The sequence below is a fragment of the Vibrio kanaloae genome, from assembly GCF_024347535.1.
Lineage (GTDB): Bacteria > Pseudomonadota > Gammaproteobacteria > Enterobacterales > Vibrionaceae > Vibrio > Vibrio kanaloae.
In genome coordinates this window covers 2,766,538-2,788,961 of the sequence record NZ_AP025497.1, presented here as the reverse complement: position 1 = coordinate 2,788,961, position 22,424 = coordinate 2,766,538, and the positions used below count along the sequence as shown (strand labels likewise).

General features: G+C 43.6%; 17 protein-coding genes and 1 riboswitch. Of the genes, 12 read left to right on the top strand and 5 right to left on the bottom strand.

Translation table 11 applies throughout. The annotated features are described in order from the left end of the window. Nucleotides 1-31 precede the first annotated feature (31 nt). On the bottom strand, nt 32-1,399 hold the full coding sequence (lysC, locus tag OCV24_RS12520; protein WP_136981040.1) for a lysine-sensitive aspartokinase 3: 1,368 nt from the start codon (nt 1,397-1,399) through the stop codon (nt 32-34). A 109-nt stretch (nt 1,400-1,508) separates the two neighbouring features. After that, nucleotides 1,509-1,686: riboswitch (Lysine riboswitch) on the bottom strand. A 176-nt stretch (nt 1,687-1,862) separates the two neighbouring features. Here lysC and OCV24_RS12515 point away from each other — a divergent pair. After that, nucleotides 1,863-3,008, top strand: coding sequence for a pyridoxal-phosphate-dependent aminotransferase family protein (locus tag OCV24_RS12515; RefSeq protein WP_136998448.1), 1,146 nt, complete (start codon nt 1,863-1,865; stop codon nt 3,006-3,008). Nucleotides 3,009-3,264: 256 nt separating this feature from the next. Here OCV24_RS12515 and OCV24_RS12510 read toward each other — a convergent pair whose 3' ends face one another. The 4 genes from OCV24_RS12510 to OCV24_RS12495 all read right to left on the bottom strand — a co-directional run bounded on the left by OCV24_RS12510 (nt 3,265) and on the right by OCV24_RS12495 (nt 9,786). Further along, nucleotides 3,265-5,031 (bottom strand): PglL family O-oligosaccharyltransferase, encoded by a 1,767-nt coding sequence (locus tag OCV24_RS12510; RefSeq protein WP_150878710.1) that lies wholly within the window; start codon nt 5,029-5,031, stop codon nt 3,265-3,267. A gap of 96 nt (nt 5,032-5,127) precedes the next feature. Continuing rightward, on the bottom strand, nt 5,128-7,959 hold the full coding sequence (gene uvrA / locus OCV24_RS12505) for an excinuclease ABC subunit UvrA (protein WP_150878708.1): 2,832 nt from the start codon (nt 7,957-7,959) through the stop codon (nt 5,128-5,130). Nucleotides 7,960-8,108: 149 nt separating this feature from the next. After that, nucleotides 8,109-8,981 carry a UTP--glucose-1-phosphate uridylyltransferase GalU gene (gene galU / locus OCV24_RS12500; RefSeq protein ID WP_150878706.1) on the bottom strand — a complete coding sequence of 291 codons (873 nt, stop codon included), beginning with the start codon at nt 8,979-8,981 and terminating at the stop codon, nt 8,109-8,111. 157 nt (nt 8,982-9,138) lie between these two features. Beyond that, nucleotides 9,139-9,786 (bottom strand): LuxR C-terminal-related transcriptional regulator, encoded by a 648-nt coding sequence (locus OCV24_RS12495; RefSeq protein WP_137025924.1) that lies wholly within the window; start codon nt 9,784-9,786, stop codon nt 9,139-9,141. Between the two features lie 278 nt (nt 9,787-10,064). Between OCV24_RS12495 and OCV24_RS12490 the strand changes: the two genes are divergently transcribed. The 11 genes from OCV24_RS12490 to OCV24_RS12440 all read left to right on the top strand — a co-directional run bounded on the left by OCV24_RS12490 (nt 10,065) and on the right by OCV24_RS12440 (nt 22,351). After that, complete coding sequence (locus tag OCV24_RS12490) at nt 10,065-10,628, top strand: single-stranded DNA-binding protein (RefSeq protein ID WP_017055929.1); 564 nt, start codon at nt 10,065-10,067, stop codon at nt 10,626-10,628. A 175-nt stretch (nt 10,629-10,803) separates the two neighbouring features. Continuing rightward, entirely contained in the window at nt 10,804-12,819 is a 2,016-nt protein-coding gene (csrD, locus tag OCV24_RS12485; RefSeq protein ID WP_046224489.1) for an RNase E specificity factor CsrD, read from the top strand. Nucleotides 12,820-12,821: 2 nt separating this feature from the next. After that, the gene (locus tag OCV24_RS12480) at nt 12,822-14,264 is read left to right on the top strand and encodes an MSHA biogenesis protein MshI (RefSeq protein WP_150878704.1); all 1,443 of its coding nucleotides are present in this window, start codon (nt 12,822-12,824) and stop codon (nt 14,262-14,264) included. Beyond that, entirely contained in the window at nt 14,264-14,911 is a 648-nt protein-coding gene (pilO, locus tag OCV24_RS12475) for a type 4a pilus biogenesis protein PilO (protein ID WP_150878702.1), read from the top strand. Before OCV24_RS12480 ends, pilO begins: the two co-directional genes overlap by 1 nt. Beyond that, a complete protein-coding gene (locus tag OCV24_RS12470; RefSeq protein ID WP_017055933.1) occupies nt 14,904-15,236 on the top strand; it encodes a hypothetical protein in 333 nt (110 codons plus the stop codon). Before pilO ends, OCV24_RS12470 begins: the two co-directional genes overlap by 8 nt. Before the next feature lie 15 nt (nt 15,237-15,251). Continuing rightward, the gene (gene mshL / locus OCV24_RS12465; protein ID WP_046224491.1) at nt 15,252-16,889 is read left to right on the top strand and encodes a pilus (MSHA type) biogenesis protein MshL; all 1,638 of its coding nucleotides are present in this window, start codon (nt 15,252-15,254) and stop codon (nt 16,887-16,889) included. Nucleotides 16,890-16,942: 53 nt separating this feature from the next. After that, nucleotides 16,943-17,782, top strand: coding sequence for an ExeA family protein (locus OCV24_RS12460; protein ID WP_102507125.1), 840 nt, complete (start codon nt 16,943-16,945; stop codon nt 17,780-17,782). A 2-nt stretch (nt 17,783-17,784) separates the two neighbouring features. Continuing rightward, complete coding sequence (locus OCV24_RS12455; RefSeq protein ID WP_150878700.1) at nt 17,785-18,942, top strand: tetratricopeptide repeat protein; 1,158 nt, start codon at nt 17,785-17,787, stop codon at nt 18,940-18,942. Further along, on the top strand, nt 18,932-20,656 hold the full coding sequence (locus tag OCV24_RS12450) for a GspE/PulE family protein (protein WP_017055937.1): 1,725 nt from the start codon (nt 18,932-18,934) through the stop codon (nt 20,654-20,656). Before OCV24_RS12455 ends, OCV24_RS12450 begins: the two co-directional genes overlap by 11 nt. Nucleotides 20,657-20,668: 12 nt before the next feature. After that, nucleotides 20,669-21,892 carry a type II secretion system F family protein gene (locus OCV24_RS12445; protein ID WP_150878698.1) on the top strand — a complete coding sequence of 408 codons (1,224 nt, stop codon included), beginning with the start codon at nt 20,669-20,671 and terminating at the stop codon, nt 21,890-21,892. Nucleotides 21,893-21,895: 3 nt separating this feature from the next. After that, a complete protein-coding gene (locus OCV24_RS12440; RefSeq protein WP_150878696.1) occupies nt 21,896-22,351 on the top strand; it encodes an MSHA biogenesis protein MshF in 456 nt (151 codons plus the stop codon). The last annotated feature ends 73 nt before the right edge of the window (nt 22,352-22,424 follow it).

Sequence of the window (22,424 nt, the reverse complement as noted above, 5' to 3'; positions counted from 1 at the left end):
GTCATCTATCAGTCGGTGATAAACGGACGATCTATTCAAATAACTCTTGATGAAGTTTTTGAATTGCCAGTTTAGACACTGACTCATTCAGCAGGAAGCACAGGTTGTGAGGGCTTGCTCCGTAACAAATCATACGTAGGTTGAAATCTTCAAGAGTACCGAATACCTGCTTTGCATAGCCTTTGCTTTCACTCATGTTATTACCAATAAGAGCAACGAGACAAAGATCGTGCTCAATATCGACAGAACACAGTTCTTCAAGCTCAATACGCGCTGCTTCTGGTAATTCAGGAGCACCACCTGATGTGTCAGTTTGATCTAACGTCAGTGAAACACTGATCTCTGATGTGGTGATCAGATCAACAGAGATCTTATGTTTAGCAAGGATCTCGAACACTTTCGCAAGGAAACCGTAAGCATGGAACATGTTAGCGCTACGGAGCGTCACCATGGTTTGGTTGCAGCGTAGGGCAAGGGCTCTGAATAGAGGAGAGCTTTCCACCTGTTGACGAATCCATGTACCACCTAATTCTGGCGCTTTTGAAGAACCTACAAAGACAGGAATTTGATGGCGTAGTGCAGGAACCAGAGTCGAAGGGTGTAATATCTTCGCACCAAAGTTTGCCATTTCCGATGCTTCACTGAAGCTGATCTCCGGGATAGGCGAAGCTTTAGGTGCAATACGAGGGTCTGTAGTGTAGATACCCGGAACATCAGTCCAGATCTCTAAACCAATCGCTTGTACTGATTCTGCAATGAGTGCAGCTGAATAATCACTGCCACCGCGACCTAAAGTCGTGGTATTGCCTTCGTTATCAGCACCGATAAAACCTTGAGTAACGACAACTTGTTGTTGGCAAAGTGGAATCAGTTTCTGTTTTGCTAAGTCTGCAATATCTTCTAGTTGTGGTTCGGCTTTACCAAATTCATTATTGGTGCGCATGACTTCTCGAATATCAAAGCGAACCGCTGGTGTGCCACGTTCGCAGATAATCTGAGTAAGGATATGTGTCGACATCAATTCACCACACGCAACAAGGTGATCGGTTAACTTGGCACTCGTTTGGAAAGATGCCGCTTCGGCTGCGTTTGCAACATCATCGAGAATGCAGTGTATATCTTTTTCAATACTGATTGGGTCGGCGAGTTGGTCAAGAATGGCATTATGGATATCAGCTAATTGCGTCATCAATTGTTGGCGACGAGCTTTGTCTTGAACTCCATTTGCGAGTTCTACCAGCAAGTTAGTCACGCCAGAGCATGCACTGCTTACGACCAGTTTTGTATTTGAGTTGTTTTCAATAATGGCAGCACAACGGCTCATTGCTTCAAAGTTAGCAACACTTGTGCCACCAAACTTAGCGACATTAAAAGAACCAGCTACATTAGATGCACTCACGATATATCTCCCACGACTTCCTAAAATAAAATTACGGTTGGGTAATCCAACGTCCGATGTTTTTCGAAGAGAGTATTTAGAGCAAAAAGAGAGGAATTATTAGAATAGTAACCTCAGAAGCTCTTCACCATATAAAAATGGCGACAGTTGACGGGATTCAGCCCGCTCAACCGATAATAAAAGTCCGGCATGCTTTTATTATCTCGGCACTGCTCCCCATAAATGCTTTGTATTGGAAATGCGGTTCCACAAAACATCTGCCTGGGCAGTGCTCCTCTTCTGCTAGATAGCCATTTCATTGAACGTGTTTGCGATAACAATGTCAATCCGTAACTGGAGGTAATTGAAAAATAATTTTAACAATTATGTGACAGTGGTTTGACCTCAATACTTATGGCTAATTGCTGAGGTTATCGATTTGCTTTAGGGTGGAATGTTCACACCATTAACGTAAGGGATGTACATGTCTAATTTAACACTCAATACTGCTATCGATAGCTTTTATCCGCCACACCGAACGTTAATGGGGCCAGGGCCTTCTGATATCTCGCCGCAAGTGCTGCAGGCTTTGAGCCGTCCGACAATTGGTCATCTAGACCCGTTGTTTATTGCGATGATGGATGAGCTTAAACAACTTCTTAAGTATGCATTCCAAACTGAAAATGAATTTACGATTGCCGTTTCTGCACCGGGCAGTGCGGGTATGGAAACCTGTTTTGTTAACTTGATTGAGCCCGGTGAAAAGGTGATTGTTTGTCGTAACGGTGTTTTCGGTGAGCGTATGCGAGAAAACGTGGTGCGTTGTGGTGGCGAAGCGATCCTTGTTGACGACGAGTGGGGCAAGCCAGTTTCTGTCGACAAGATAGAACAAGCATTGGCGGAAAATCCAGAGGCGGTGGCGGTAGCATTTGTGCATGCAGAGACATCAACCGGAGCGCTATCTGATGCTCAAGCGATTTCTGCGGTTGCTCGACAGTTTGATGCACTCACAATTGTGGACGCGGTGACATCACTAGGTGGTGTGCCATTGCTGGTTGATGAGTGGCAGCTTGATGCGGTTTATTCTGGTAGCCAAAAGTGTCTGTCTTGTGTGCCAGGGCTATCTCCGGTGACTTTCTCTCAGCGTGCCGTTGATAAAATGAAAGCCCGCCAAGCTCCCGTACAAAGTTGGTTCCTAGACCAGAGCTTAGTATTAGGCTATTGGAGTGGCGAAGGGAAGCGTAGCTATCACCATACTGCACCTGTAAACAGTCTTTATGCGCTACATGAGTCTCTTGTACTATTGAAAAATGAAGGCTTAGATAATGCGTGGTCTCGTCACCATGCGATGCATCAAGAGTTGAAAGAGGGTGTCGAAGCATTAGGACTCAAGTTCGTCGTTGATGAAGAGAGCCGCTTGCCGCAACTTAATACACTTTATTTCCCTGAAGGGATTGATGAAGCTAAGGTAAGAACACAGCTGTTGGAAGAATATAATCTTGAGATTGGTGCGGGGCTTGGTTCATTGGCTGGTAAGGCTTGGCGTATTGGTCTGATGGGTTATGGTGCTCGAAAAGAGAACGTTGCCTTATGCTTAAAAGCGCTCAAAGATGTCTTATACCAATCGTAGTAAATAACTGGTCATCCTAGCTTGCTAAAATACTCGATAACATCGTTAGATATTTTGATTGTAGAATAACTACTTATCGAAAATTTCTGCCTTGTTCTCAAGCCTCTTTCCTACGCTATTTATGACCATCTACTTACTGTGATTGGTATTAAAATAACCTTTCTCTATATGGATTAAAAAAGCGCACGATAGAACGTGCGCTTTTTTTGTGTCGCCTAAACCTCAATCCATGAAATTGGTTTTAGGTACTTTGAAATCATTGAGCAGAAGAGATGTTATTTTTAGCTTCTGAAATTTTATTATAATGTACCTTTGAGAAATCTCTATTTGGAAATAAGAACTTTGCTTCGCTACGAATCTGCTCAGCTTTACTTTCCTCCCCAATCCCTTGATACGCCAGAATTAGGTTGCTATAGAAAGCCGGTCTTGGCTTACTCTGGATGATTTCTAACGACCAATCGATATAAGGCTGAATAAGGCTCGGCTCGGCTTTGTAGAGACCAATGTTTAGATAAGTGCTGTATATGTCCCAGTCATATCGATCCTTCCAAACCACAGGATTTGTCACTTGTTTGAGGATATCAGGATTTTTAGGCTTAGACAGTTCGAACTTAGTCAGTACATAGTTGGTGTGCAACGCACTCAACATATAAAAGCTTACCAAGATTGGTATCACTAAACTCGACACTCTAAATAGAGTTTTACTGATGAGACTAAACGGCTGTTGATAGTAGTGTCGGGAAGATCGTTGGTCGATCCAGTAAATCAAAATAATGAAAGTGATCCAGTGAATCGCTGAATGATAAAAAGGGTATTCAAGCTGTGAGTGTAACAATATTGGAATGAACAGTGCGAACAGTGCTAGACGCGTTCCTTTCGCTGCACTCATGATGCGTAACACCACCAATGCCGCGGCCGTTAAGAGCCCAAGGATCGGAACAATTCCACCTTCAACGCCCCAATACAAAATTTCATTGTGCGGGTGGTCCATCGAAGGAAGGCCTGGATGGTAATTTGAGTTGAGTTGGTGCTGGCGAGCGGTATACAGCGTATATTCGGATTCGAACTTTCCGTAGCCATAACCTGTAAAGGGTTTTTCTACCATCATGTCCAGTGCTTGTGGGAAGGTATAAGCTCGTGGGCTTTCTAAGTGAGTTCTTTTACTCGCTAAACTATCAGTGGCACTGAGATTAATCACTGAAAAAGCGACAACGATACCGACCAAAACCGATCCACACCAACCGTAAAACCGCTTCTTAGTCGAGAACTTGTAGAGATAAGGCAGAATACATATAAACCCTATTACAGCAGCTAACCAACCAGTACGTGATGCGATGATAATTAATAACGGCACGGTTAAGGTTGGGGTCAAATACAGTAGAATCGACTTGCTAATTTTATGATTATATTTAGCCGGCTGCCTGGCTAACAGATAAGCGGAAAGTACAAACCCAGTCGCTAGGAAGCTGGCCATAACGTTGGGTTGTTGGAAGATCCCGTAAGGCCTATTGGTCGCAGTGTTATAACCAAACAGGTTGCCTGGTTCTAATAAAAAATATTGCACATACCCAAATAAGGCTTGTAGGACGGTGGCTAACACAATGAACCACAGCATGCGCTGCTTATGCTCATTGCTGAATTTGAATTGCTGAAGCATTACGAATAAGGCAAAGCCTGCCCATAATCCAAGTAAACGCCCTGATGCCCCTTGAGGAGCGGCATTGCTGTATAAAATTGGTAGCGTGAGTATGATACAGCTTATCAACAAGCCAATCGTTAATTTGGAATACTTGAGTACTCGGTTTGTAGCGAGTTGGTAAAAACCAATGGTTAGCGTGAAGCTAAGAGCTAACCAAGTTGTTGGGTTAAAGGATAAAGCAAGGCCTGAACCACCAGGGTTAGGCATGAAAAAGTGCATGGCCAACAAGAATACGACAGCTAAAGAAGCAATAAATGCTCTGTTAAGCGGTAGCTGGTTTATCTGATTTTCTAGCTGGGTGCCGCTAGTATGTATTGTTGCCATAGATCCCTAACCTTATAAAAACAGAGCTTGTTCCTTATGAAACAAGCTCTGTTACTTTAACATTTTTATGTCTGTTCGTTGGGGGCTATTTTACACCTAGTTTAAATTTAACATAGGCTTAAGGAAGTGGGCAGTATGCGAACTTTCGACTAACGCCACATCTTCAGGTGTACCTTCTGCAACGATTTCACCACCGCCTTGACCACCTTCAGGACCTAAATCTAAGATCCAATCTGCGGTTTTGATTACGTCAAGATTGTGCTCAATCACCACAACAGTATTACCGTGATCTCGCAGTCTATGCAGTACCGTTAATAGCTGCTGTATATCGTGGAAATGAAGACCTGTTGTTGGCTCATCGAGAATGTATAAGGTTTTTCCTGTATCGCGTTTAGACAGCTCACGCGCTAATTTAACTCGCTGTGCTTCACCGCCTGATAAGGTGGTTGCTGCTTGACCCAAGCGAATGTAAGAAAGACCCACATCCATTAGCGTTTGCAGTTTACGCGCAATCACAGGCACTGGATTGAAGAACTCGCGAGCATCCTCAACAGTCATCTCTAGAACTTCGTCTATGGTTTTGCCTTTGTAGCGAACCTCTAGAGTTTCACGGTTATAGCGCTTACCTTTACACACATCACAAGGCACATACACATCGGGTAAGAAGTGCATCTCTACCTTGATTACGCCATCGCCCTGACAAGCCTCACAACGACCACCTCGAACGTTAAAACTGAATCGCCCCGGCTTATAACCACGAGAGCGTGATTCCTGAGTGCCTGCGAACAACTCCCGAATTGGAGTGAAGATTCCAGTGTAGGTCGCTGGGTTTGATCTTGGCGTACGACCGATAGGGCTTTGGTCAATATCGATCACCTTATCAAAGTGTTCTAACCCTTTAATTTTCTTATGTGGCGCAGCTACCGCTGTGGTTGCACCATTGAGTAGGGTGTGAGCGACTTTAAAGAAGGTATCGTTGATCAGTGTCGATTTACCTGAACCAGATACTCCTGTAATACAGCTAAATAAGCCTACCGGAATGGTGGCAGTGATATTTTTTAGGTTGTTACCTGTTGCGCCTATGATCTCTACGACTTTCTTTCTATCGATTGGCGTTCTTTCTTTTGGTACGGCAATTTCTTTAACGCCGCTTAGGTATTGGCCTGTTAAAGAATTCGGGTTGTCGATGATATCTTGCATAGTACCTTCGGCAACCACGTGACCACCATGAACACCGGCACCTGGGCCGATATCGATCACATGGTCGGCACAACGGATAGCATCTTCATCGTGCTCAACGACAAGTACGGTATTACCTAAGTCTCTCAGATGTACTAAGGTTTGAAGGAGGCGTTCGTTGTCGCGCTGGTGGAGGCCGATAGACGGTTCATCGAGTACATACATCACGCCAACTAAGCCCGCACCTATTTGACTTGCTAAGCGAATTCGTTGTGCTTCGCCACCTGATAGCGTTTCAGCACTGCGCGATAGGTTGAGATAATTCAAACCAACGTTAACTAAGAAGTGCAGGCGGTCATTGATTTCTTTCATCACCTTTTCGGCGATCTGTCCACGCTGACCGCTGAGCGACAAGGTTTGAAAAAATTGCAATGCGTCGGCAATACTGAGATCAACGATCTCTGGCAATGTAGTGTCACCAATAAATACATTTCTAGCTTCTAGCCTCAAGCGAGTGCCACTACAACTAGAGCAAGACTTGGTCGAAATGTATTTCGCTAAGTCTTCACGCACCGCGCTAGACTCGGTGTCATGATAACGACGCTCTAAAGTATTGAGTATACCTTCAAATGGATGACGCTTGACTCGAATATCACCACGATCATTGATGTATTTGAATTCCACTTCGGTGCGGCCTGAGCCTTTAAGAATGATCTCTTGAGTCTTTTTAGGAAGGGAATTAAACGGTGCATAAAGATCAAAACCATAATGTTCTGATAGTGATGTTAGCATCTGAAAATAGTAATAATTCTTTTGATCCCAACCTTTAATTGCGCCTTCTGCAATGCTTAGGTTTTCATCTAAAATCACTCGGCTTGGGTCAAAATATTGTTGAATGCCAAGGCCATCACAAGTGCCACATGCACCGGCAGGGTTGTTAAATGAAAATAGACGCGGCTCAAGCTCTTGCATACTGTAACCACACTTAGGGCAGGCAAAGTTTGCAGAGAACACGATCTCTTCTTGTTCTAGGTCATCCATCCAACCAACCACGGCAATGCCACCAGAAAGCTCTAGTGTTGTCTCAAATGATTCCGCTAAACGTTGCTGAAGGTCTGGACGAACTTTGAATCTATCTACCACGACTTCAATGGTGTGCTTTTTATGAAGCTCAAGGGTGGGCGGATCGGATAAATCACAAGTTTCACCATCAATTCGAGCACGGATAAAACCTTGAGCTGCTAGGTTTTCCAATGTTTTTACATGCTCACCTTTGCGCTCTTTGACGATAGGTGCCATTAGCATCATCTTTGAACCTTCAGGGAGATCCAACACTTTATCGACCATTTGACTGATGGTTTGCGCTGCTAGAGGTGTGTTGTGGTCAGGACAACGTGGTTCACCAACTCGTGCATAAAGTAATCTGAGGTAGTCATAAACTTCAGTGATGGTGCCGACAGTGGAACGAGGATTGTGAGAGGTCGATTTTTGCTCTATTGAGATGGCTGGAGATAACCCTTCGATGTGATCGACATCGGGCTTTTCCATAAGAGAAAGAAACTGACGAGCGTAAGCTGACAGGGATTCAACATAACGACGTTGTCCTTCTGCATAAAGGGTGTCAAACGCAAGTGACGATTTTCCCGACCCTGATAGTCCTGTGATAACAATTAATTTGTCACGAGGAATGGTTAGGTTGACGTCTTTTAGGTTGTGCGTACGAGCGCCCCTTATTTCTATTTTATCCATCTCAATAGACCGTGTAATTTTCAGTGGCTAAAGTATTACATAGAGTGAGATTTGTGCAAAGTTTTACTGGATAAAAAAACAGTAAACAAAAAGGGTGACTCAAAGAGTCACCCTTTTATAATTCGAAACGCTATGTATTACACCAGTAGTTATGATTCTTTCTTTGTTGAGTGTTTACCTAACTCGATTTGCTTCTGGTCTTTCTTGTATAGGTTCTCAAAGCAGTAGTTGGTTGCTTCTATGTAGCCTTCAACGCTGCCGCAGTCAAAACGTTGACCTTTAAATTTGTAAGCCAATACACAACCAGCTTTTGCTTGTTTTAGCAATGCGTCGGTAATTTGAATCTCGCCGCCTTTACCTGGTTCTGTTTGTTCGATTAACTCAAAGATATCTGGAGTGAGAATATAGCGGCCAATGATCGCTAGGTTACTTGGCGCCGTTCCTTTTTCTGGCTTTTCTACCATGTCATCGACACGGAATAGATTGTCTTTGATCATCTCACCAGAAATCACACCGTATTTGTGTGTCTCTTCTTCTGGAACTTCTTGTACTGCAACAATTGAGCAGCGGAATTGCTTGTATAAAGCAACCATTTGAGCCAACACGCCTTGTTGCTCATTGACACAAAGGTCATCGGCAAGCACAACTGCAAATGGTTCATCACCAACGAGTTCGCGACCGGTTAATATAGCGTGACCAAGGCCTTTCATTTCACGTTGGCGAATATACGTGAAGTTTGCAGCTTCAATTGTCTCACGAATATTGATCAGCAGGTCTTCTTTATTGGTACCACTAATTTGGTGTTCAAGCTCGTAGTTCTTGTCAAAGTGATCCATCAATGAATGCTTACCACGGCCGGTAACAATACACATTCCATCCATACCCGCTTCGATCGCTTCTTCAACACCGTATTCAATCAGAGGTTTGTTTACTACAGGCATCATCTCTTTCGGCATTGACTTAGTTGCAGGTAAAAAACGTGTACCGTAGCCAGCTGCCGGGAAAAGGCACTTTTTGATCATGGTAAGACCCTTTATCTATAATAATTATTAACTCAACTTGAGTAGTTGATATTTATGAGGGCAACTCTAGCATAAGTTCTGTATGCAATTCAGCAACAAAACGTATGGTTTACTAGAATCTACCTCTAAATTATCATCAGTTTAAGTGCTCGCTTCATTATGCAAGTAAGTTCTGATTTGCCCAAGCAATTGCTTGGACTCTATTTTTAACCGCTAACTTGCGAAATATCTGATAGAGATGAGATTTGACGGTGAACTCGCTAATAAATAAATCATCGGCTATCTGAGTGTTTGATGAACCTGATTGAAGACAGCGAATAACTTGGATCTCTCGGATGGTTAAATCGACATTCGTGGGTGTAGTGTTGGTGTTGACCATGTTGCGGTAATAAAACAGCAGTTGGTTTGTTACCTTTCTCGGTAACCAGTTATCACCATCAATGACCTCTCGAAGCCCTTTTGCTATTTTGATTTTTTTCTCGGAATCATAAAATAACCCTTTTAGTACGCCATAATTAAGGAGCTCCGAGGTAGGAAGCGGCTGCGGAACATTAAATAAAATGATCTCATTATTTTTCCATATAACGTACAAGTTAGGGAATGCAGCAAGTAATTGTGGAACCGCTTTGTAATCGACGAGTAGAATACGGTTGCTCTGTTTCCTATCTACCAGCATCAAATCGTCCGTTGTCATTTTGTAGAGAGGAATAGACAAATGCTTTTCTATCGCTTTTATGTGTAGGTGAGTGTCGCTGGGATCGATGCACAGAAAGTGTAAAGTGCGAGCATATCGAGATTTTCTCATTGAAATACCTTGTATTAATGGAATGAGATTTCACGTTGTCATGCACGCATGGGCTTCTCTAGCGACATCGTTGTGTCTTGCGTTGAATATCAATTCTAAAAGTAAATGAGTGGTTTGTAAGTGGAGAAAAAAGCAACATCGCTCTGAATATCATGATTTGTTACGTTTTTATTCTTTGTTGTCGCGTGAGAATAGGAATGCGATTTATCACTGCAGAAAAGCATGCTATTCTTGTGCGCTAAAAATTTCTGATACTATGAATTTAGACGGAGCAAATCATGGCTAGCCGTGGAGTTAACAAAGTTATATTAGTGGGTAACCTAGGTAATGACCCTGAAATTCGTTACATGCCAAGTGGCAGTGCTGTAGCGAACATTACCATTGCAACGTCAGAGTCATGGCGTGACAAAGCAACTGGCGAACAGCGTGAAAAAACAGAATGGCACCGTGTTGCTCTGTTTGGAAAGCTGGCGGAAGTTGCTGGTGAATACCTGCGCAAAGGGTCTCAAGTTTACATTGAAGGTCAACTTCAGACTCGTAAATGGCAAGATCAAAGCGGTCAAGATCGCTACACGACTGAAGTGGTTGTTCAAGGGTTCAACGGTGTCATGCAAATGCTTGGTGGCCGTGCTCAAGGCGGTGCTCCTGCTCAAGGTGGTATGGGTAACCAACAGCAAGGTGGTTGGGGTCAACCACAGCAGCCACAACAACAGCAACAATCACAACAACAGTACAGTGCTCCTGCTCAACAGCAGCCTAAAGCACCCCAACAAGCTCCTCAGCAGGCTCAACCTCAATATAATGAGCCGCCAATGGATTTTGATGATGACATCCCATTTTAGTCAACGTTTTTAATATATTATAAAGACAGTACTGAATTGGAAAAAGCCGCGTTTATCGCGGTTTTTTATTACCTGCTTTTTATTAACTATAATTATCAATGCTTTATTTAGAACTTCAATTTATAGTATAAGTAGCAATACGGTATAATATGAGTTGAAAAGGATTTCGTTATTCATGAGATATACCCCCACACTAAAATTGAGCACCCGACTGGTCGCATTTGTCACAGTGATAGTAATCAGTGCGATGTTCATTCTTTTTATAGGTGGCACCCTTTCGTTTAAGCGTCTTGGGCAGGACTATCTAGACCATTATTTGGTGGGTATTGTCGACGTTGTCGATCGAGAGATGGAAGAACCAGACGCCGCGTATTCGATGCAACGTTGGATGCCTAAGATGTTGCAAGCCAGTAATATTGTTGAGATGAAACTCTCGAATAAGAGCGGCATCGTCTATCGTTTCAAAGATACCTCCCCACAAATTGATCCTAATCGCCTGTATGAGAAAACCTTTGTTTTAGAAAGGAATGAAGGCTATCGAATCGAATTTAAATCCCTGCCTCCTTACATCGGTTATAGCTACTCAATGGAGGCGATGTGGTCGATTACTTTAGCGGTTGTTTTGATTATTTTCTGCTTGGCTCGTGGTGTTCGATGGTTGAAAGAGCAGTTAATGGGTTCTGAAATGTTGGAAGAGCGAGGAAGAATGATCCTCGCAGGGCAGGTTGAAGCTCATGCAAAAGGAGATGAACGTGAATGGCCTTATACGGCAAGTGAAGCTTTAGATGTATTGATAGAAGAGTTGCAAGATGCTCGTCAAGAAAGAAGCCGTTTTGATACCTTTATTCGTACGCATACCTTTTTAGATAAACTCACAGGAACGGCAAACCGAGTCTTATTTGACAATAAGCTGGAATCAGCACTGCATGAAAGCGGTGCTCGAGGAGGGGTTTTATTGATTCGTATCGACGAATGGGAACAGGTATGTGATGTTAATGACAAGCAAGTGACTGACGGCTTTATTATTGAGGTTGGCCAGGTACTGTCTAATATTGTTCAACGCTATCCTGATGTCATTTTTTCTCGCTATTATGAAGCGGACTTCGCTGTGTTTATCCCTCATCAAGGAACAAAAGACATCGCTACACTCGCAGCTCAATGTTTGAGGCAGTTAAGCAAGCTAACTCCCCCCGAGCCTCTTGAGCCTGATAATTGGTGTCATATTGGTGTAACCATGTACGTAGAAGGTGAGCGACATAGTCAGGTTATGGATGAAACGGAAACAGCACTAAAAAGTGCCCAGTTGGAGCGTATTAACAACTGGAGTCGCTACCCTAAGTTAAATAAAAATGAACTTGATAGAGGCAGTGTTCGTTGGAGAACATTACTTGATAAAGCTCTGCTTCCTGAAAATTTAGTAATCTTTGTTCAGCGATGTTATCTTATGTCAGAACGTGGTCAAGCTAATGAATTGCATAGAGAAATATTTACTAGAATTCAGGACCCAGATAAAGGCTTATTGAAATCCTCTCGATTTATGCCTGCGGTTGAGCAAGTGGGTTATCAAGCTCTAATGGATCAATCGGTTCTGAAGGTTGTGTTGACCTCGTTGAAAGAATCAACCCAACCTATCAATTATTCGGTTAACTTGAGTGTCCCTCCCTTTGCTAACAAACAGCATTTTAAGTGGTTCAGGAGCGAACTATTACAGCTTTCCACTCAGCATCGGGCTCAGCTTGCTTTTGAGTTTTCAGAAGGGCATCTCATTGCTCATCTTGATTATATGAGACCAGTAGCAAAGATGTTGAGGGGGTTAGGGTGTAAAGTTATTGCTGGTCAAGCTGGGCGAACCATCGTTAGCACTCACTACATCAAAGATTTAAAGGTTAATTATATTAAGCTTCATCGAAGTTTGATTAAGAAAATAGATCAACGGCATGAGAATCAATTGTTTGTCCGCAGTTTAATTGGGGCATGTGGTGACTCACCAACTCAAGTGATTGCGGTGGGAGTCGAAACAAAACAAGAAAAGAATACCTTGATAGAGTTAGGCATAAACGGCTATCAAGGGCGATATTTCGACGAAGAACAACAAATTATCCCTTTACCTGATCAAAAAGCAAAGGCAGTGAAAACTGAATCTGTTGTGAAAGTTGGTCGAAGAAACCGATGGCGCAAGAGTAATAGCTAAGCATGAATTTTAAAGCGATTTTAGACAAGATTAAGCCAACGAATAACAAAGGCAGCTCTCAAGTTGTCATGTTAGGTAATGATGCTGTTTATGTTTCAGTGACAGGGCAAGCACCGCAAGTAACTAGCATCCCTCTGGTGAATGGAGATTGGGAAAGTGCGCTGAAAGAATCGCTTAGCAGTAAAGTCTTTGATAGTAATAGCGTCCAATTAATTGTTTGTGCTAATTATTATCAAACTTATCAGATTGATAAACCGGATATTCCAGAGAGCGAATGGTCGGTTGCACTGCCTTTTTTACTGAAAGATCTTGTCTCTGAAAGAGTGACAGAGATTACGGCGAGTGCGGTTGCGCTGCCCACGTCGAACAAGTTACAAGTCTATGTTTTGCCCAAAAAACTGTTAGACAAGCTAGTGAAGATTACTCTTTCAGCACAAGTTGAGCTGAAAGGTGTTGTTCCTGAAGATGAAATCTGGGGTGACAGTGCCGGTGAACTTTCTAATTTTCTTCTTTTGCAGCGTAGTGCTAACACGCATTTTAAGCTGGGCGCATTTGTTGAAAATACCGTTTGTTTCCAAAGAACAATCCGTAGTGTAGTCCCACCTTTAACCGGTGTGGCATCAAGTGCCCTGCAGTTAGATGGGCTTGCTTTAGAGCTTCAACGCTCGATTGATTACCTTTCTTCTCAAATTAAAGGTACCCAACTTCATCAGCTAAAAATTTGCTGTGATGAAGAGGATGAAGCGGAACTACGAGACGCGTTAAACAATACACTAAGTTCGACGGTTTCTTTATTAGTTGAAGAAGAACGCGAAAATTCAGAAAGCTTACTGGTTAAACTCGCGGCTGAAAAAGAGGCCTTTAATGTCAATCTTTACCCTGAACACCTCAAGCCTAAGAAAGAATACTTTACGCTGACGAATGTTGTTGCGAGTTGGGGACTTGTTTTTGTATTGCTGCTTGGTGGTTATTTTGTGATGCAATATAAAACGTCAAATTTAGATAAAGAGCTTACGGTTTTACAGCATCAATCGAAGCAACTTAACCAACAAGTTAAGCAATTGAATAGTAAGTTGATTCAGCATAAACCGTCTCCTGAGAAAGTGGCGGCCGTCGCGCGTCTCAAACGTGAGACTCAGGCAAAGAAAGAAGCGTTGAAGGCGGTTGGGCAATACGACCAATCACAACAAGTCGGGTATTCTGGCGTCATGAATGCCTTAGCCAAATTGGGCCGAGATGACATCTCGCTTTCGCAGATCTACATGACTCACAATACTTTAGATCTTAGTGGTTTTGCTCGTAACGCAAAGGTTGTTCCTAACTGGATTGGTCAGTTTAAAAGTGAACTGAATCTTGTTGGGCGTGCTTTTGAAAAGTTAAAGATAGGCCGCAATGACCAAGATGTTGTTACGTTTGAATTAAATACTCGCAGGGAGAGTAAATAGTGCAACAGTGGAATCAGCTTAGCAATAAGTTTCTTGCATTAAGTCAGAGAGAGAAATGGCTACTTTTTGTGTGTGGTTTTGTTGGCTTATTCATGTTGCTATTTAGCTTAGTGGTTGAGCCAGCTTATAACGAGTTGCAAGCTAAAGAGAATCAATTAATGAGCCTTAGCCAGTCGAATCAAAGACAGCAAGGTGAGTTGCTTGTGCTACAAGCGAAACTCAATAGAGATCCCGACAAAGACATTAATCTTGAGTTAGAAAAGCTGCAGGCGGAGAGTGAACAGCTTTCACTTGAGTTAGCAGAGGTAGTGGATGGACTGATCTCTCCCTCTCAAATGTCGCAGTTGCTGGAAAGTGTTCTCAATGCAGGCAATGGGCTTAAGCTAGAATCTTTAGAATCGTTAAAACCAGAAGCAATTTCAAACAATCAAGAAACCAGTGAATACTCTGGTTACTTTCTTCATCCTGTGAGAATGGAACTGACGGGCAGCTATTTTGATATTTCAGCTTACCTTCAATCGCTTGAGTCTCTCCCTGTGAGCTATTACTGGCGCACATTTCAGTATTCGGTCGAAGAATACCCTAAAGCTCGACTGGTGTTTGAGGTTTACACGCTAGGCACAAGGCAGGAGTTTATCGGTGGTTAGAACGTTATTGTTGTCCTTACTTTTTAGTAGCCCAATGGCTTGGGCCGAACAGGATCCTACAGCGCCATTAGGTTGGCTAACGCCACAGCAAAAAACAACGCCAACTAAAAAGGCGCCAACTCATTACCGCTTGCCATCATTGGAAAGTATTGTTTGCAAAGGGGATACGCCTTGCTATGCGGTTCTGAATGGTCAGATTCTCGGCCAAGGGGAAACGATCACAGGGTATCGAGTTAAGAATATAGATCCAGAATACGTCACTCTGCAGAGAAGCTCTAAGCAGTGGAAATTAGAGATGTTCTCTTTAGATATTAAGAATAATTAAGGTTTGAGTGAAGACATGCGTAAACTTGTAGTAGCAATCTTAGTGTCCTCTTTAGTTGGTTGTTCGATGGGGCACCGTGATCCTGTTGAGATAAAAGAATCTTTGAACGAATCGATCAATGCAGCGAATAGTAAAGCGCTTCATGATCTTCCTTCGTCGGTACAAGATGACCTGATGCCTCAGCTTAACTCTGATGCTATGTCACCGGGAATGGAAACGGCTAAACGTTTCCGTATTCAGGCGAAAGGGGTTGAGGCGAGAACCTTTTTTGCTAGCTTAGTCAAAGGCACCGAATACAGCGCGGCTATTCACCCAAGCGTTACCGGGAGTCTCACTTTAAACCTGACAGATGTGACGTTAGATGAAGTACTGTCTGTTGCTCAGGATATGTATGGTTACGATATTGAAAAGCGTGGCAAGGTGATTCAGGTATACCCTGCCGGCCTTCGCACTGTGACTATTCCTGTTGATTACTTACAAGTGAAGCGTTCTGGTCGATCATTGACGACCATCACTACCGGCACGATCTCCAACTCGGACAACAGCTCGTCGAACTCTTCAAGCTCCGACTCTAACTCGTCGAATTCATCAAACTCTTCTAACACATCAAACTCGACATCGAACGGTGGTACAGAGATTGAAACGACCTCTGAAAGTGATTTTTGGCCGCAACTTGAAGCGGCGGTTGCTCATTTGATTGGTTCGGGTAATGGGCAAAGCGTTGTCGTGACCCCGCAAGCGAGTGTGATTACGGTACGCGCTTACCCTGACGAGATTCGTGAGGTTCGTGAGTTCCTAGGTATTTCTCAGAAACGTCTGCAACGCCAAGTTATCTTGGAAGCTAAAATCATGGAAGTCACCCTGAGTGATGGTTATCAACAAGGTATTAGCTGGTCGAATTTATCTAAGTCGATTGGTAGTGGTGGTGTGGTTATAGACCGACCAGGAGGAACATTACCTCCATTGGATGCCATCAGCTCTTTGTTAGGTGGACAAACCAACGTAACGATATCAGACGGTAGCTTCGAAGCGGTATTGAGCTTTATGGATACACAGGGTGACTTGAACGTGCTATCGAGCCCACGAGTCACGGCTGCAAACAATCAGAAAGCGGTGATCAAGGTGGGTACAGACGAATACTACGTGACGGATTTATCAAGCGCGGTAGGCAGTGGTGATAATGCTAATGTTGCTCCCGAAGTTGAGTTAACGCCGTTCTTCTCTGGCATCTCTTTAGATGTGACCCCTCAGATAGACGATAAAGGCAGTGTCTTTTTACATGTTCACCCAGCCGTTATTGAGGTAGAGGAAGAAGTGAAAGAGCTCAACCTAGGTTCAACAACGGGCGTGGTTCAACTTCCGCTGGCGAAAAGCTCTATTCGTGAATCAGATTCCGTGATTCGAGCGCGAGACGGCGACGTGGTTGTTATTGGTGGGTTGATGAAATCCAACACCAGTGATGTGACGTCTAAAGTTCCATTCCTCGGTGATATTCCTGCATTAGGCCATTTGTTCCGAAATACCAACCAGTTGACGCAAAAAACGGAGCTCGTGATTTTGCTTAAACCAACGATCGTAGGTGTGAATACTTGGCAAACAGAGTTAGAGCGTTCTCGAGATCTTTTACAGCAGTGGTTCCCTGATGAAGAGTAATTGCTTACTTTCTCAATATAGAGTGGCAGTGTCTCACTAAGCTGGAGCGTCGAATGTATCAAGCTCACTTTGGTTTTGAACAACTGCCATTTACACTAACGCCGAATACCGATTTTTTTTATGGTTTAGCGCCTCATTTCGAGGCCATTCAAACGGTAATCTCGGCGTTAGAAATGGGGGAGGGCGTGATTAAGGTGACGGGCGAAGTGGGTACTGGTAAAACCATGGTTTGCCGGATGTTAGTCAATCACTTACACGACTGTACCGCCTTAATTTACCTGCCAAATCCGGTACTCTCTGGTGGAGACTTACGTCAAGCTGTTGCTAAAGAGCTTGGTTTGACCATCGATAATGAGGCCACTTTAGTCGATAACATTCAACATAAGTTGATTGAGTTGCACAACGCCGGGTTAAGAGTGGTCGCGATTCTCGATGAGGCTCAAGCGCTATCGGATGAAGCTCTCGAAACATTAAGGTTGTTCGGCAATCTTGAAACTGAAGACAAAAAACTGCTACAGATTGTTCTACTAGGGCAGCCAGAGCTGGATATTCGGTTAGAGGCTTATCACCTCAGGCAATTTCGCCAGAGAATCACGTTCAGTTCGACATTGAGAGCGCTTACGCTCGATGAAACCGTTGCGTATATTGATAATCGGATCGTTAAGTCTGGCGGTAACCCTGGGCTATTCAGTTTGAATCAAAAAAAGGCGATTTGTCGCTCATCGTTAGGTATTCCTAGATTGATAAACCAACTTTGTCACAAGGCTCTATTGCTTTCGTTCAGCGAAGATAAGAAAAGTATCGACAACCAACATCTGTTTTCAGCTATGCATGAAACGTACGATGTGTGTAAGCCTAAATTTAAAACGCCAATACTGTGGGGTTGGAATTAATTATGAGCGTCATTAACAACGCCTTGTCTGAATTGGCAAAGAAGAAATCAACAACTTCGATTGAAGCGGCCGTGGTACCTAAAGTCCGCTCGCGCTCCCCTTTGGTGTGGATAGCCGCGGGTTTTACTCTCAGTTTAGCGATGGGCGGTTGGGCTATCTCGCAAGGCCCTAGCGTCGACAGGTCAATATCGACTCGAGATTCACAAATCCAAGTGGCGCTTTCTGATAGCTCGGTAGACGTACAGAATGTGGCTACTCAAGCGATATTACCTCCCACCAAAAAGTTGGTGACGCTAGAATTAGTTAACCATTCTGTAGAAAAGGCAGCGACGGTAAATAGTGTTCAAGCTAAGGCTGTTTCATTTGATGTGGCAGATACTCATCAAGCAACACAGCGACAAACGGCACTTAAACCTTTGAATGCGTCAAAAGCAAATAATCCAGCAATTCCCAAGCCGGTGTATGTTGCGAGTGTGACAAAAAACAACTCGACGTCTATCCCTAGTGAGCACGAAGGTTCTGATGGATCCGAAAATAGTGGCATGCTGATTGAACAAGTGAACCTGACGCATGAACAATTATCACACAATGCACAAGGGCGCGCTCAAAAAGCCCTTGATGCAAACGATCTTACTGGTGCCTTGAAAGGTTATGCCGAGGCGCTGCGTTATACTCCTCAAAATGAGGACGTTCGCCAGAAACTCGCTATTCTCTATTTTGGTAAAGGCGATACTCGTAAAGCCTACGAACTTTTCCAGTCGGGTATTAAGCTTAATACTAACAGCGAGAAATTACGCTTAGGTTTATCTAAATTGTTAGTTAAAGCGAATCAAGCTGAAGCCGCATTGAGCCCATTAGTCCATCTGCCGCCGAACCCTACCCAAGATTATTTAGCAATGCGTGCGGCATTGAGTCAAAAATCTCAACAAGAAGAGATTGCATTAGAGAGTTATCAAAAGTTGGTTGAGATTAATTCGGATAATGCTCGCTGGTGGCTAGGTTTAGCCATCCAGCAAGAGCGTCAACTAGATTTGACCGCTGCAAAACAATCATATCAAGGTGCCTTAACCAGAGTCGGAATCTCATCTCAATCGCAAAACTTTGTCCGCGACAGATTAAAAATAATCGATGCCTTAGAGGAGAACGACGATGCAAATTAGATTAAGAAAAAGGCTTGGTGATTTGCTCGTAGAAGAAGGCATTATTACCGAAGATCAAGTTGCACAAGCCCTTGTCGCTCAGAAAAGTACTGGTCGCAAGCTTGGCGATACACTTATTGAACTTGGTTTTTTGTCTGAGCAACAGATGCTGAGCTTTTTGTCGCAACAGCTTGCCATTCCTCTTATTGATCTTAGCCGTGCAAATATAGATGTAGAAGCGGTTCAGCTTTTACCCGAAGTGCATGCTCGCCGCCTTCGAGCATTAGTTATTGGGCGCCAAGGCGATACGTTACGTATTGCAATGAGTGATCCTGCGGATCTATTTGCACAAGAGTCACTGCTTGGCCAGTTAGGTGATTACGCTTTAGAGTTTGTTGTCGCTCCTGAAAGGCAGCTTGTTGATGGTTTTGACCGTTATTATCGAAGAACCAAAGAGATCGCGTCTTTCGCCGAGCAGCTTGATGCTGAACACCAAGTCCATGATGCCTTCGATTTTGATATAGCCGAAGAGGACAGCGACGAAGTCACCGTCGTTAAGTTAATTAATTCGTTATTTGAAGATGCAATCCAAGTGGGCGCGTCAGATATCCATATCGAACCCGATTCTAACGTCCTACGTCTTCGTCAACGTATCGACGGTGTATTGCATGAAACTTTATTAAACGAAGTCAATATCGGTTCTGCACTGGTACTGCGTCTAAAACTGATGGCAAACCTCGATATCTCAGAGAAACGTCTTCCTCAAGACGGCCGCTTTAATATTCGCGCGAAAGGTCAATCTGTCGATATTCGTATGTCGACTATGCCAGTTCAACATGGTGAATCGGTGGTGATGCGTCTGCTTAATCAATCTGCAGGTTTGCGTAAATTAGAAGCATCAGGCATACCAAGTGATCTACTGGTTCGCCTTCGTCATCAACTACGTCGTCCTCATGGCATGATTTTAGTGACCGGGCCAACTGGCTCAGGTAAAACGACGACCTTATACGGTGCGTTAAGTGAATTGAATGAACCAGGTAAAAAGATCATTACCGCAGAAGATCCGGTAGAGTATCGTCTTCCTCGTGTAAACCAAGTTCAGGTAAACCCTAAAATTAACCTCGATTTCTCAACTGTTTTGAGAACTTTTTTGCGTCAGGACCCAGACATCATTCTTATTGGTGAGATGCGTGACCATGAAACCGTTGAGATTGGTTTAAGGGCCGCATTAACAGGTCACTTAGTCTTAAGTACGCTGCATACTAATGATGCCGTAGACAGTGCGCTGCGCATGATGGATATGGGAGCGCCGGGTTACCTAGTGGCGAGTGCGGTTCGAGCCGTGGTCGCTCAGCGATTGGTTCGTAAAGTGTGCACCGATTGTCAGGTTGAGGATGAATTAGATGAACCTCGCAAGCAATGGCTAAGCGTACGCTTTCCGAATCAAGTGGGTGTGCCATTTATGAAAGGGCGTGGCTGTCAAAACTGTAACCTAACGGGGTACCGTGGGCGTATTGGTGTCTTTGAAATGTTAGAGCTAGAACAGAATATGATGGATGCCCTTAGAGCCAATGATGCGGTTGGTTTTGCTCAAACTGCAAGACAGTCCAAAAATTACAAACCACTATTGGCTTCAGCTATGGAGCTGGCTCTGCAAGGTGTGGTGAGTCTTGATGAGATAATGCATCTTGGCGAGGGTGATGCGTCCGGTGCCACTGACCCAATTTATCTGTAGAGGTAGAATGATATGCCAACGTATCGTTATGTAGGTCGCAGCTCTGATGGCAGCCAAGTAAGTGGGCAATTAGACGCGAATAGCGAAGATCTTGCTGCTGAAAGCTTGATGAACAAAGGGATCATTCCAACCTCTATCAAGCTAGGTAAAAGTGGCGGCTCTGTATTGGATATGGATGTATCTAGCCTGTTTTCGCCCAATGTCCCTCTTGAGGTGTTGGTTCTGTTCTGTCGACAGTTATACAGCCTGACGAAAGCCGGTGTACCACTATTAAGGTCGATGAAAGGTTTGACCCAAAATTGCGAAAATAAACAGTTGAAAGCAGCGCTAGAGGAAGTCGTCGCTGAGCTCACCAATGGTCGTGGATTAGCGGCGTCGATGCAGATGCACCCCAAGGTATTCAGTCCATTGTTTGTATCGATGATTGGTGTTGGTGAAAACACGGGTCGTTTAGATCAGGCTCTGTTACAACTCGCTGGGTATTATGAACAAGAGGTAGAGACTCGTAAGCGAATCAAGACCGCGATGCGTTATCCCACCTTCGTGATCAGCTTTATCTTGATCGCAATGTTCATTCTTAACATCAAAGTTATTCCACAGTTCTCTAGTATGTTCGCCCGTTTCGGGGTCGATCTTCCGCTGCCTACTCGTATCTTAATTGGTATGTCGGAGTTTTTTGTCAATTACTGGGGCCTAATGCTCGGCTTGATCTTTGGTCTTATCTTTGCTTTTAAAGCCTGGGTTAAGACAGATAAAGGGCTAGAGAAGTGGGACAAAATGCGCCTAAGAATACCGGTAATCGGCGGTGTCGTTAATCGAGCATTGCTGTCGCGATTTTCACGTACTTTTGCATTGATGCTCAAAGCGGGTGTACCACTAAACCAATCGTTAGCTTTGTCGGCTGAAGCCTTAGATAACCGTTTCCTTGAGCTTCGAGTTCAAGCCATGAAATCGGCCATAGAGGCGGGTAGCACGGTCTCGTCTACTGCGATTAATAGTGAGATTTTTACACCTTTGGTGATACAAATGATTTCAGTGGGTGAAGAAACCGGTCGTATCGATGAGTTGTTGCTTGAAGTGTCCGATTACTATGATCGAGAAGTCGATTATGACTTAAAAACATTAACCGCTCGAATCGAACCCATTCTGTTGGTCATCGTTGCCGGTATGGTGTTGGTTTTAGCTCTGGGTATCTTCCTACCAATGTGGGGAATGTTGGATGCAATCAAAGGCTAATCAATGATAAATAACCTACAGCGCTCACGTTTTGCTGTCTGGAGTGTGGTTATTCTTTTTCTGATTGTAGGGTTGCTCTCTGCGTGGGAGGCGGTGGAAGAAGAGGCGGCCAATACTGCATTGATCGTGGCGAGTAAACGAATTGTAGAGCAAGCAAATTTGTACAAACAACAGTATTTGTTAAAGGGAAATAAGCAACAAAACAGCTCCGAACAATCAAAGGCTTATAGTCAGACGGGATGGCTTATGCCGATTCAAGGCGAGTCGCGAGATTGCCGTTATTGGTTGAGTCAATTATATCCCCAAGAGAGCATTTTAGGGCTAAGCTCTCCAAGTATTGAAGATAAAAGTGATAACATACAGTTTCATTGTCGTTATCATTATAGTGAACAGTATCAGATAGATATATTGCTTAAAAAAGAACGGTTTAGTGTTAAAGCCAATATTTTGGCTTTGTGAATATATTGACACTGTTTTTATGGTTTTATACGTGTGCAAATGTATAATGCGCGTTAATAATTAGATGAGTAGG

Coding starts and splice junctions, on each gene's coding strand:
- uvrA (WP_150878708.1), bottom strand. CDS start 7,959: ATGGATAAAATAGAAATAAGGGGCGCTCGTACGCACAACCTAAAAGAC.
- OCV24_RS12450 (WP_017055937.1), top strand. CDS start 18,932: ATGCAAATTAGATTAAGAAAAAGGCTTGGTGATTTGCTCGTAGAAGAA.
- OCV24_RS12460 (WP_102507125.1), top strand. CDS start 16,943: ATGTATCAAGCTCACTTTGGTTTTGAACAACTGCCATTTACACTAACG.
- galU (WP_150878706.1), bottom strand. CDS start 8,981: ATGATCAAAAAGTGCCTTTTCCCGGCAGCTGGCTACGGTACACGTTTT.
- OCV24_RS12440 (WP_150878696.1), top strand. CDS start 21,896: ATGATAAATAACCTACAGCGCTCACGTTTTGCTGTCTGGAGTGTGGTT.
- csrD (WP_046224489.1), top strand. CDS start 10,804: ATGAGATATACCCCCACACTAAAATTGAGCACCCGACTGGTCGCATTT.
- OCV24_RS12445 (WP_150878698.1), top strand. CDS start 20,669: ATGCCAACGTATCGTTATGTAGGTCGCAGCTCTGATGGCAGCCAAGTA.
- OCV24_RS12455 (WP_150878700.1), top strand. CDS start 17,785: ATGAGCGTCATTAACAACGCCTTGTCTGAATTGGCAAAGAAGAAATCA.
- mshL (WP_046224491.1), top strand. CDS start 15,252: ATGCGTAAACTTGTAGTAGCAATCTTAGTGTCCTCTTTAGTTGGTTGT.
- OCV24_RS12480 (WP_150878704.1), top strand. CDS start 12,822: ATGAATTTTAAAGCGATTTTAGACAAGATTAAGCCAACGAATAACAAA.
- OCV24_RS12510 (WP_150878710.1), bottom strand. CDS start 5,031: ATGGCAACAATACATACTAGCGGCACCCAGCTAGAAAATCAGATAAAC.
- OCV24_RS12515 (WP_136998448.1), top strand. CDS start 1,863: ATGTCTAATTTAACACTCAATACTGCTATCGATAGCTTTTATCCGCCA.
- OCV24_RS12490 (WP_017055929.1), top strand. CDS start 10,065: ATGGCTAGCCGTGGAGTTAACAAAGTTATATTAGTGGGTAACCTAGGT.
- OCV24_RS12495 (WP_137025924.1), bottom strand. CDS start 9,786: ATGAGAAAATCTCGATATGCTCGCACTTTACACTTTCTGTGCATCGAT.